Annotated in this window: 8 protein-coding genes; 4 read left to right on the forward strand and 4 right to left on the reverse strand. The window is 58.1% G+C overall.

From position 1 onward, the window contains the following. Positions 1-9 precede the first annotated feature (9 nt). Together arsJ and IQ273_RS34490 are read left to right on the forward strand one after the other, a co-directional pair. Entirely contained in the window at positions 10-1,227 is a 1,218-nt protein-coding gene (arsJ, locus tag IQ273_RS23415; protein ID WP_194025574.1) for an organoarsenical effux MFS transporter ArsJ, read from the forward strand. 346 nt (positions 1,228-1,573) lie between these two features. Continuing rightward, a complete protein-coding gene (locus IQ273_RS34490; RefSeq protein ID WP_255534659.1) occupies positions 1,574-1,705 on the forward strand; it encodes a hypothetical protein in 132 nt (43 codons plus the stop codon). Here the strand turns inward: IQ273_RS34490 and IQ273_RS23420 are convergent. Both IQ273_RS23420 and queC read right to left on the reverse strand, forming a co-directional pair. After that, a complete protein-coding gene (locus tag IQ273_RS23420) occupies positions 1,702-2,574 on the reverse strand; it encodes a phosphatidate cytidylyltransferase (protein ID WP_194025569.1) in 873 nt (290 codons plus the stop codon). The genes IQ273_RS34490 and IQ273_RS23420 overlap by 4 nt on opposite strands. 205 nt (positions 2,575-2,779) lie before the next feature. Further along, positions 2,780-3,451 carry a 7-cyano-7-deazaguanine synthase QueC gene (gene queC, locus IQ273_RS23425; RefSeq protein WP_194025570.1) on the reverse strand — a complete coding sequence of 224 codons (672 nt, stop codon included), beginning with the start codon at positions 3,449-3,451 and terminating at the stop codon, positions 2,780-2,782. Between the two features lie 289 nt (positions 3,452-3,740). Between queC and IQ273_RS23430 the strand changes: the two genes are divergently transcribed. Then, positions 3,741-6,455, forward strand: a complete 2,715-nt coding sequence (locus IQ273_RS23430) for a cation-transporting P-type ATPase (RefSeq protein ID WP_194025575.1) — start codon at positions 3,741-3,743, stop codon at positions 6,453-6,455. 20 nt (positions 6,456-6,475) lie between these two features. Here IQ273_RS23430 and IQ273_RS23435 read toward each other — a convergent pair whose 3' ends face one another. Then, on the reverse strand, positions 6,476-8,257 hold the full coding sequence (locus IQ273_RS23435; RefSeq protein WP_194025571.1) for an ABC transporter ATP-binding protein: 1,782 nt from the start codon (positions 8,255-8,257) through the stop codon (positions 6,476-6,478). A gap of 131 nt (positions 8,258-8,388) precedes the next feature. After that, positions 8,389-9,114: a phosphatase PAP2 family protein gene (locus IQ273_RS23440; RefSeq protein ID WP_194025572.1), complete on the reverse strand. Its 726-nt coding sequence runs from the start codon at positions 9,112-9,114 to the stop codon at positions 8,389-8,391. Between the two features lie 727 nt (positions 9,115-9,841). On the opposite strand from IQ273_RS23440, the gene IQ273_RS23445 reads away from it, so the two are divergent. After that, positions 9,842-11,719: HAMP domain-containing sensor histidine kinase (locus IQ273_RS23445; protein WP_194025573.1), on the forward strand; the 1,878-nt coding region annotated here is incomplete at its 3' end.

An 11,719-nucleotide genomic window follows, 5' to 3' on the forward strand; every position in this document is an offset into this window, starting at 1 on the left:
CCCGAGAGCCTGCGCAACTACGCGATCATCACTGCGGCCTACTGGGGCTTCACCATTACCGACGGCGCACTGCGGATGCTGGTGCTGCTGCACTTCCACGTGCTGGGTTACACGCCGCTTGAGATTGCCATGCTGTTTCTCTTCTACGAAGTGTTTGGCGTGGTAACTAACTTCCTCGGCGGCTGGATTGGCTCCCAGGTGGGCCTGCGGATGACGCTGTACGGCGGCATTGCCCTGCAAATTTTTGCTCTGGTGATGCTGAGCTTTTTGAACCCTGACTGGGTGGTGCCAGTGCAGGTAGGCTTTGTGATGGTGGCCCAGGCTTTTTCGGGCATTGCCAAAGATCTCACCAAGATGAGTTCCAAGAGCGCCATTCGCCTGGTGGTGCCGAAGGAGGCGGCATCGCGGCTGTTCAAATGGGTAGCGGTGCTGACCGGGTCAAAGAATGCGCTGAAAGGGGTGGGATTCTTTGTGGGGGCGGCGTTGCTGGAGGGAGTGGGCTTTCGCCCAGCGCTGCTGATTCAATCGGCGGTGCTGGGGGTGATTTTGCTATCGGGGGCGCTGCTGCCCGCCGACATGGGCAAGATTGGCAAGAAGGTGCCCTTTCGGCAGCTGTTTTCTAAGAGTAAAGAAATCAATGTGCTGTCGGCGGCGCGGTTCTTTTTGTTTGGCTCGCGGGATGTGTGGTTTGTGGTGGCGCTGCCGGTGTTTTTGTACGAGGTGCTGGGCTGGACCTTTATGCAGGTGGGCACCTATATGGCGATCTGGGTGATTGGCTACGGCATGGTGCAGTTTTTGGCCCCGCAACTGTTGCGCAAAGATAGTACCGGCAAGGTGGTGCCCAAGGCGAAAACAATTTTGTTTTGGACCTCGATGTTGACAGCCATTCCGGCGCTGATTGCGCTGGCGCTGATGGCGGGGGTGCGGGGCAACATTGCGGTAACAGGCGGGCTGATTGGGTTTGGGGTGGTGTTTGCGTTTAACTCGGCGGTGCACTCGTACCTGGTGCTGGCCTACACCGAAGATAAGGATGTCAGCCTGAATGTGGGCTTTTACTACATGGCGAATTCTGGCGGGCGGCTGCTAGGCACGATCGCATCGGGGCTGTTTTACCAGTGGTTTGGGCTGGTGGGTTGCCTGTGGGTGTCGAGTTTGTTTGTGTTGGCGGCGGCGCTGATTACGACGCAATTGCCCGACCCAAAAACGTCAGACCCGGTGGTGGCATAGGTTACAGCTTCTACAGTTAGGGTTTTGCTACATCTAGAAACCGGGTTTCTTTGACGGGCCAGCGAAGCTTACTGTCTCTGGCTCAGAAACCCGGTTTTTCCATATTGAGTTGCTCATGAGGGTGGGCGGTGGGTTACGGCGGGGCGCAAGGTTTAAGGGTTAGAGGCGGAGGCGAGAGCTGCCTAACCCACCCTACGAATCATTGAGATGGTTGCGCGGATTCTGGATGGTTGAAGATCACTCTTGTTAGGCAAAACCTCGTCCAAAGAATTGTAAGGGGAGGTCGTTTCGGGAATCCAATTCACTAAACTGTAGTTATAGCTACAGTTTTTTGAGGAAATTGGTCATGGAAAATAAGTCTGCCAGTGAGCGGCGTCAGGTGATCGGTGAACTGCGCCATCAACTGCGGTTTGCGCAGCCTCAGGAGCGCGATCGCATTCGCCAAGAGCTTAACTTTTGGGAAATGCGGGGTCGCTAACTCGCTGGTAGCAGGGGCAGCAGCAGGGTAACGAAGAAGTACACCAGCGCTCCCGTAAATACATAACTGTCGGTGCGGTCTAAAATGCCGCCGTGGCCGGGGATGAGGGCACCAGAGTCTTTGACCCCGGCATCTCTTTTCATCAGCGATTCGGTTAGGTCGCCTAGCAGGCTGGAGATGCCAACCATCAGGCCCAGAGCCGCACCCGTGGCGGGCCAGAGCGGCCATTGCAGCCAGTAGCTGCCGACGAGCGCCACCACCATACTGCCCAACATACCAAAGGCCGCCCCTTCAACGGTTTTCTTAGGGCTGATGTTAGAGAGCGGGGTGCGGCCAATCATTTTTCCGGCAGTGTAGGCTCCAATGTCGGCGGCCCAGATGCAGGCAAAGGCCAGCAGCGTTACTACCAGTCCGTAGGGTAGCGCTTCCAGTGCGGGGGGCCAGGTTTCGGGCCAGAAACCGCCCAGGGGCAGAGTAGTGGCGGTGTCGCCTAGATCGCGCAGCCGCACCCAAAAGCTGGGCAGGTAGCCGCCGTAGAACAGACCCAAGATTGAGGCGGCCACATCGGCAATAGTGGCAACCTGGGGCTGAAACAGCAGGTAAAAACAAATAAAGGTGCCGCTCAGAGGCAGCAGAGCATCGGCCAGCGTGGGGGAAACGTGAGCCATAATCAGCAAAAGCTGGCTGACCACCAGCGTGGTTTTGGCCGCTGGCAAAATGCCTTTAGCTTTTACCAAGGCAAAGATTTCGAGCTGGCCCAAAAAGATCAGGACGCCAAAACCCAGGGTAAAATACCACCCCCCGAGCCCAATCATGATCAGGGCTACTGCGATCGCAACGAGTCCGCTAATAATTCGAGACCAGGGCATAGGCGAAGGGGGAAAAGGATTGATTGGGGGTTGAGTTGGGGCGCTACCCCCGAGCTACGGACAATAGCAAAGCTTGCTATCTACTATCACTGTGCCACATTACCCCGCAAGCACCGCAGAAACCCAAAGCTGATTGAATGGTGCTGGTAAAGACTGGGCCAGCGGCACCGGCTGAGACTTGCCCTCGCACCAGCTTGTCGGGCGACTACTTTGCGGTGGCCAGCTCGGGGTAGCCAGCCTCAATTAGGGCGCGATCGCGAATCCGGCAAGAGTCGCAGCGTCCGCAGGGTACAGCTCCACCCTGGTAGCACGACCAGGTTTGCTCGATCGGCACCCCCAGCGCCACAGCGCGACGCACAATATCAACTTTAGAATCCATCACCAGAGGGGCAACTAGCTTGGGTGCGTGACCCTCTAGCCCCGCCTTTGACGAGAGCTGCGCCAGCTGCTGAAAAGCGGCCAGATACTCAGGCCGACAGTCGGGATAGCCGGAATAATCGATTGCATTAATGCCCAGGTACACCGCTTCGGCCCCTTTGGCTTCGGCCAGGGCCAGGGCGAGGGCAATGAACACCGTGTTGCGCCCAGGAACATAAGTAGAAGGAATGCCCCCCTCAAGACCGTCCTGGGGCAACGGCTGGGCCAAATCGGTCAGCGAAGATGCGCCCCACTGGGCCAGGTTGACATCAATAAAGTGGTGATCTGCGATCGCAAAATGCTCCGCCACCGCCTTCGCCGCCTCTAGCTCGCGCTGGTGCCGCTGACCGTAGTTGAACGAGAGAGCGACGATTGCATAGCCATCTGCGATCGCCTGGGCGGCAGCGGTCGCCGAGTCGAGACCACCCGATAGCAGCACAATCGCTTTGGGCTGAGACATGAACTAAATTCCAGCTAGGTCTGCAATGGTTGATGGGCGATCGCAATGGTTGCGGCTTCTCCTGCGCCCGGCTGTAGGATAGCTCAATTCTGGCCATCTCGGCGTGGCGTCAGGGGCCTTAGTGGGGGCAGCAATGGTTAATTCTGGTGTAGACCAAGGCCTGGGCTATGACCTTACCTCTTACCGTGGAATTATTGGCCCGGGCCGGACACATTGCCCACTATGCTAACTGACGGAGGATGTAGCTGTGGCCCAACAGCTTTCGACACCCAAACCTCAAGACCCGACGATGCTAACCTGGCACCAGGTTGAAGGCCGGGAGATTCGCCAGCAGCTGGGGGTTGACCCCGAAACTGGTCTGTCAACCCAGGAAGCGCAAGCACGGTTAGAGCGCTACGGGGCCAACGAGCTGAAGGGTAAGGCGGGGAAGCATCCTGTTGTTTTGTTTTTGCTGCAGTTCAATCAGCCGCTACTCTACATTCTGCTGATTGCCGGGTTGATCAAGGCGCTGCTGGGCTCCTGGGTCAATGCAGGGGTGATCTGGGGCGTGACGGTAATCAACGCCATCATCGGTTTTGTGCAAGAGTCAAAGGCTGAAAGTGCGATCGCGGCCCTGGCCTCCTCCGTCACCACCGACGCTATGGTGCGCCGCGATGGCCAGCAGGTGCAGGTATCGTCGCGCGACCTGGTGCCCGGCGACATTGTGCTGCTGGCCTCGGGCGACAAAGTGCCCGCCGATCTGCGTCTGCTGCGGGGCCGTACTTTGCAAATCAACGAGTCGGGCCTGACCGGAGAATCGGTGGCGGTCGAGAAACAGCCCAATCTCGATACCCTACCCGCCGATACGCCTCTGGCCGAGCGCCACAACATGGCCTATGCAGGCAGCTTTGTCACCTTTGGTCAAGGCGAGGGGATTGTGGTTGCCACAGGCCTCAATACCGAAACCGGGCGGATCTCGAAGCTGATGGACGAGAGCACCACCCTGGTGACGCCCCTGACCCGCAAGTTTGATCGCTTCAGCAAAACCCTACTCAAGGCCATTCTGGCGGTGGCAGCGCTGACCTTTGGGGTGGGCCTGGCCTGGGGCAACTCGCCGCTGCAAATGTTTGAGGCCGCTGTGGCCCTGGCGGTAAGCGCCATCCCTGAGGGCCTACCCGCCGTGGTCACCATTACCCTGGCGATTGGGGTCTCGCGTATGGCTCGGCGCAACGCCATTGTGCGCAAGCTGCCCGCCGTCGAAACCCTGGGCAGCGCTACGGTAATCTGCTCCGACAAAACCGGCACCCTGACCGAAAACCAGATGACGGTGCAGACTGTCTACGCGGGCGATCGCCACTATGACCTGACCGGCGAAGGCTACACCCCCCACGGCGAACTGCGCGACGGCGAAGATAACCCGGTGCCCCTCGATGCCATGCCCGCCCCCCTGCGCCAGTGTTTGATCGTGGGGATGCTCTGCAATGACTCTGAGCTAGAGCACCAGGACCACCACTGGAGTGTGGTGGGCGACCCCACCGAGGGGGCGCTGCTAGTAGCAGCCCGCAAAGTCGGCTTTGACCGCTCAGAACTCAACCACAGCTACCCACGCATCGATAGCATCCCCTTTGAGTCTGAGTTTCAGTACATGGCCACCCTGCACCAGCAGGATACCGCCGGGCAGTGGCTGCTGGCCAAGGGCTCGGTAGAGGCGGTGGTGAGTCGCTGCGATCGCCTGCTTGATAGTGACGGTCAAGCCCACCCCGTTGATGATCCAGGGCGCGATCGCATTCTGCTGCAGGCCGATCGGATGGCCTCGCGGGGGCTGCGGGTGCTGTGCTTTGCTGCCAAGGCCTTTCACGGTCACCATATCGACCACGACGACCTCAAGCAGGGCATGGTGTTTTTGGGCCTCCAGGGCATGATCGACCCGCCCCGTGCCGAGGCGATCAAGGCGGTGGAGGCCTGTAAAACGGCGGGCATTGAGGTGAAGATGATTACCGGCGACCATAAGGTAACGGCGGCGGCGATCGCCGAGCGCATGAGCCTCAGCCCCACCGAGGAGGTGATCGCCTACACTGGCCGAGATCTGGCCAAATTTGAGCAGTCTGACCTCACCAATGCCGTGCAGAATGGCTCGGTATTTGCCCGTGTTGCCCCTGAGCAAAAGCTGCGCCTGGTCGAGGCCCTGCGATCGAAGGGCCACATTGTGGCGATGACTGGCGACGGCGTTAACGATGCCCCGGCACTGAAGCAGGCCGACATAGGCATCGCCATGGGCAAGGCGGGTACCGAGGTGGCTAAAGAAGCCGCCGACATGATTCTCACCGACGACAACTTTGCCTCGATTGAGGCGGCGGTGGAAGAGGGGCGCAACGTGTTTCGCAACTTGATGAAGGCGATCGCGTTCATTCTGCCCGTCAACGGCGGCGAGTCGATGACGATTTTGCTCAGCGTACTGATCGGGCGCGGCGACGTGCTGCCGATTCTCTCGCTACAGGTGCTGTGGCTCAACATGGTCAACTCCATCGCCATGACCGTGCCCCTGGCCTTCGAGCCCAAGTCCCACAATTTAATGAACCGCCCGCCCCGCAACCCTAACGAACCGCTGTTGTCGAGGGATCTGCTCAAGCGCATCGCCCTGATATCGGTGTTCAACTGGATCTTGATCTTCGGCGTCTTTGAGTGGGTTCGCCGCACCACGGGCGACATTCCCCTGGCCCGCACGATGGCGATTCAGGCCCTGGTGGCGGGGCGGATTATCTACCTGCTCAGCATCAGTCAGTTTTGGGCCTCGGTGGCGGCGCGGCTGCGCGGCCTCAAGGTGCCCCTGGGGAATGTGTCGGCGATCGGCTATGGAATTGTGGTGGCGATTATCTTTCAAATCATCTTTAGCCAGGTGGGCATCATGAACTTCCTGTTCTCCACTGCGCCCCTGAGCCTCAGCCAGTGGCTGATCTGCATTGGCGTGTCGCTACCGATGTTTTTAGTTGCCCTGCTGGCCAACCGCCTCAACCCGCAAAACTAAGCTCTGGTGAATAATTCAGGTTAAGTGGAGGCTGGGGTGGCGCTGACTTGCGATTCTAGAATCACGCCGTAGAGGGGGCTGGTGGCCATTAAATGGTCGTGGGTGCCCTGGGCCACCAGTCGCCCTTTATCCATCAGCAAAATGCGATCGGCGGTGCGGACGGTGCTGATCCGCTGGGCGACCACAAAGGCAGTGCAGGTGCGGCGGCGCATCAGGTCGTCGAGGGCGGCCTGAATTTGGGCGGCGGTTTGGGCATCGACGGCGGAAGTACTGTCGTCGAGAATCAAAATGCTGTAGTCGGTGAGCAGGGTGCGGGCGATCGCAATCCGCTGCTTTTGCCCCCCCGAGAGGCCCACGCCACGCTCGCCCACCACCGTGTCGTAGCCGTCCGGCAATTCTGCTACAAAATCGTGAATTTGGGCGGCTTTGGCCGCTGCAATCACCTCATCCAGGCTGGCCTCGGGCTTGGCGTAGGTAATGTTGGAGAAAATGGTGCCCGAGAACAGGGTGGTCTCTTGAAAGACGGTGCTAATGCGCGATCGCAGGCTTTCCAGCGTAAAGTCGCGCACATCGCGGCCATCAATGCGTACTGCCCCAGCGGTGACATCGTAGAAGCGAGGAATCAGATTGGTGACGGTGCTTTTGCCCGAGCCAGTCATACCCAAGATAGCGATTAGCTCGTTGGGCTTGGTTTCAAAGGAAATCTCGCCCAGGGCCGGAGTGGTGGCACCGGGATAGCGAAACGACACATTTTCAAAGGTGACTCGGCCACTGCAAGCGGTGAAGGGAATGGCGTTGGGGCGATCGCGAATGTCAACTTCGGCATCGATTACCTCATAGACCCGCTCTGCCGAAGACGCCGCCTGGGCGATCGCCGGAGCGGCAAAGCCAATCAGCAAAATCGGCTGCACAATCAGCAGCAGGTAGGCATTAAACGCCACCAGTTCCCCCACAGAAAACTGGTCGTTGATGACCGCCGCCCCGCCGTAGCCCACGACCGCCACCACCACCAGGTTGCTGGCCAAAAAGATAAACGGAAAGGTATTGCGAATCGCTACGATCGTCTTCATGTTGGCGGCAATTAGGCTGGTGTTGAGCTGGGTGTAGCGATCGCGCTCCACCTCTTCCCGCACAAAGGCTTTGACCACCCGCACCCCGAGCAAATTTTCCTGCAAGACCCCATTTAGCTCAGCCAGCTGCTCTTGCACCTGGCGAAATAACCGATTATTTTGGCTAAAAAATCGCGCCATCAGCCACCCCGCCACGGGTACTACTGTGAGGCTAATCAGCGCCAATCGCCAGTTCATCACCAGCAAAATGATGGCGATCGCCACCAGCGTCGCCACGCCGCTAATCACCTGCACCAGGCTGGTACTGAGAAAGGTGCGAATTTGCTCAATGTCGCTGGTAACGCGGGTGAGCAGCTGCGAAGTCTGCGACTGGTCGTGGTAGCTAAAGCTCAGGGTTTGAATTTTGCTAAAAATGCGGTTGCGCAGGTCGTAAACTACGCTTTGCGACATCGCCTCAGCGCAGAAGCTTTGGCCAAAGTTAAACAGCCCGCGAGCCAGAGCGGCCACCACCAGCCCGGCCCCACTTTGCAGCACCACCGTCAAATTGTTTTCGGCAATGCCCTGGTCGATGGCCCAGCGAAACAGCTGTGGGGTAATGGCGTAGGCCGCCACCAGCAGTAGGGCACTGGCCAATGCCCCCAATGTCAGCCAGGGATAGACCCTGAGCCGACCGAATACCCGCTGGAGCTGCTGGAGCGAAGACCTGTCTTGGGACTGAGCGACCTGTACCACCCGCCTGCACCTACTGCGCCTGAGTCTGAATCATTCTAGACGGTGCGCTTCAATATCTACAGGTGCAGCAGGCATCTTGCCAATCAAAGATAGCCCCGGAGCTAGGTCTGTCTATACGAGCTGTGGCGGGCTTAATATTGGTTGCTGCTAGTGTTTATTGACTTTCCCAAGCGTCTGGTTTCAAGTTGAAACAAGCCAACACACAGACTGAGCCATAGAAAACCGATACTATACCCAGCCACCACATCGGTAGGCCAGTGAACGCCCAGATAGATACGACTGAAACCAATGCTGGCAATCAGCAAAACGGCGACGCCGTAGATCAACCACCTCTGCGGCTGAAACCGCTGCGCCAGCAGGTAGGCAGAAAATCCGTAAAGCACCATTGACCCCAGCGCATGACCACTGGGAAAGCTGTAGGAGGTTTCGGTGATCAGTTGTGCCCACAGCGCGGGGCGCTCTTTACCAAAAAGGAGCTTAAACCCAGTGCTCAGCACCGCTCCACCGATACAGGTAATGGCGAAGATAGCGGCAATCCGCCAGCGCCAGCGCCACCACAACCAGACCACGCCAATACAGGTCAGCGGCACCACAACATCAGGATCCCCCAGTCGGGTGGCGGTCAGCATGACCTGATCCATCACGGGGTTGGCAAACTGATTGATCCACAGCAGGATAGCTTCATCAAAAGCGAAGACTTCCTGTTCCAGCACTTCTTCGGCCAGATTAGCTAAGCCAAACAGCAGGAGCAAACAAACCCCAAGCCACACCACACCAGCGGCTGTAATGAAGGACATCAAGCGGGGATGTACCTCTCGTATCCACAGCTTGGCCAGTTTTTTCAGGGTTTCCTGCATAGTGAATTAATTCAGTTAGAGTTTGTCGAATTTTAAGCGGCGATTTCCAGATACCCAAACGTTCTGGCTGATCAGCCAAAGGCCCTTGAGATCTACATGGGTATCTTTTCACTGCTCATAGGTGAAGGATCATCTACCCAGAGAGGGAGCCTGTCGCTTTTGCACACCAATCGACCGATTTAGACAACCACACCCAGTTCAGCACACCGATGCGCTAGCACCTGCGGCACGGATGGATTACATCGGTTAGGCGGGTAGATTATCTCTCTCGGGGCAGATTCCTGTTTCTGCGGTTGGCATAAAAATTGATCGATACAATGAGCGCCCTTGCCTATGAATTACGTGTTGGCTAAGGTGCTGAAAGCAGCTTTGTTGCTAAGGCAACTGTAGATTAGCAACCTCATCGGTGAGCGTTGCCAATGCATAACACTTGCGCCAACTCAGCCGACAGCAGGGCTACGAGCAGTCACTTAATAATTAGCGGTTAGGAGAACGAGGCCATATCGCCGCCTTCTCTGGCTCTAAAGCAAATGTGCTCTGTGATTGACTGGCTTAGCTAGGTTTCCTTTCGGGATTTGTGAACGTTTTTCGATTTGCAAGCCCGTGAGGAAACCTGTGAGCTAGATAATCGTGATCGACACGCTACGTTTAGTCCCTAAGTCCACTCAATGCTGACGATTCTTATGCTCATGGCTCAAAGGTGGGTACAGAAGGGAGAAAACAGCAGATGACGCAGCAGCAGGAGGCGGCTGCCCCATTGTTTGGCGGCGGGGGCGAAATGGGGGCGCTAATACGGGCCTACGATTGGTCAAAAACGCCCTTTGGTGCGGTTGAACAATGGCCTCAAAGTCTGCGATCGACTCTGAGTATTTGCCTCAACTCTCGCTTCCCGATGGCAATTTACTGGGGGCCAGATTGCCTGCTGCTCTACAACGATGCCTGGCGACCGATTGTAGGCGACAAGCACCCTGGGTCGCTGGGTCGCCCGGCACAGGTGGTTTGGCCCGAAGTTTGGGACAGCATTGGCCCTGAGTTTGCCCAGGTATTTGCTACGGGGGAGGGCATTTTTCACAGCGACGAGCGGCTGGCCATGCAGCGGTATGGCTACACCGAAGAATGCTTTTTCGACTACACCTTCAACCCGATTCAAGGCGAAGGCGGCGAGGTTGACGGCATTCTTAACGTGGTGAGTGAGACCACCTACCGGGTGTTGGGCGATCGCCGTGCCCGGCTGCTGCGCGAGCTAGCTTCTAAAACCGCCACGGCAAAGACCGTTGAAGAAACCTGCGCTCTGATGGCAGAAGCGCTGAACTCAGGTCCGGCTGATATTCCGCTGGCGCTGCTTTATGTTGTCAATGCTGAAGCGCAAACGGCCTACCTCTGTAAGGGAACTGAATCTGTCTCAGCGGTGCCCAATGCGCTTGAGCAGGTCAGCCTGGCGGCGGATGACTCAACGCAGAATTCGGGCGGCTGGCCGATCGCTCGGGTGGCCCAGACGGCCCAGGCTCACACCATTGACGACCTGATCGATCGGTTTGGCTCGCTCCCCGGCAGCCCCTGGCCTGAGCCACCTCAAGAAGCGATGGTCTTACCAATCGTAGTGCCGGGTCAACTAACCGTATCGGGGGTGTTGGTGGCCGTGGCTAGCCCTCGCCGTCGGCTAGACGATCACTACCGCGATTTCTTTAAGCAGATTGCGGCCCAGATGGCCAGTGCGATCGCCAATGCCCGCTCCCACGAAGAACAGCGACAGCGGGCTGAGCAACTGGCCGAACTCGATCGCGCCAAGACCATCTTTTTCTCCAATATCAGCCACGAGTTTCGCACCCCGCTCACCCTCATGCTGGAGCCGGTGGAAGACGCCATTCAAGCCGCTCACAACGAGGAACAGCGCGATCGCCTGGAGATGGTGCACCGCAACGCCCTGCGCCTGCAAAAACTGGTCAATACCCTGCTCGACTTTTCGCGTATTGAAGCGGGCCGCACTGAGGCCGTCTATGAACCCACTGACCTGGCCCTGCTCACGACCGATCTGGCCGCCGTGTTTCGCGCCGCGATCGAGCAGGCCGGGCTGCAGCTGGTGGTCAACTGTCCTCCTCTCCCTAACCCCGTCTACGTCGATCGGGACATGTGGGAAAAAATTGTGCTGAATTTGCTCTCTAACGCGTTTAAGTTCACCTTTGAGGGCGAGATTGAAATTGCCCTGCACCCAGAACAGGATCACATTCGGCTAGAGGTGCTCGACACCGGCATTGGCATTGCCGCCGAAGACCTGCCCCATATTTTCAAGCGCTTTCATCGGGTGCAGGGGGCTACAGGCCGCACCCACGAAGGCTCAGGCATCGGGCTGGCGCTAGTGCAGGAGTTAGTTAGTCTGCACGGCGGCACCCTGGGAGTAACCAGCACCGTCGGCCGGGGCACCCAGTTTACGGTCACCCTGCCGATGGGGTCTACCCATTTACCCGCCGAACGTCTACGACGCGGCGAAGCCGAACGCATCGGTGCCCCCCGGACCCAAGCCTCCGCCGCGATCGGCCCTGCCCCCTACTTAGAAGACGTTCTAACCTGGCCCCAGCCCCAGGCATCCTCCCCATCTCCCTCATCC

It is taken from the genome of Nodosilinea sp. LEGE 07298, from assembly GCF_015207265.1.
GTDB lineage: Bacteria > Cyanobacteriota > Cyanobacteriia > Phormidesmidales > Phormidesmidaceae > Nodosilinea.

Bases quoted from the DNA above. Each gene is read 5' to 3' on its own strand.
- IQ273_RS34490 (WP_255534659.1), top strand. From the start codon at position 1,574: ATGGAAAATAAGTCTGCCAGTGAGCGGCGTCAGGTGATCGGTGAACTG.
- IQ273_RS23420 (WP_194025569.1), bottom strand. From the start codon at position 2,574: ATGCCCTGGTCTCGAATTATTAGCGGACTCGTTGCGATCGCAGTAGCC.
- queC (WP_194025570.1), bottom strand. From the start codon at position 3,451: ATGTCTCAGCCCAAAGCGATTGTGCTGCTATCGGGTGGTCTCGACTCG.
- IQ273_RS23430 (WP_194025575.1), top strand. From the start codon at position 3,741: ATGCTAACCTGGCACCAGGTTGAAGGCCGGGAGATTCGCCAGCAGCTG.
- IQ273_RS23440 (WP_194025572.1), bottom strand. From the start codon at position 9,114: ATGCAGGAAACCCTGAAAAAACTGGCCAAGCTGTGGATACGAGAGGTA.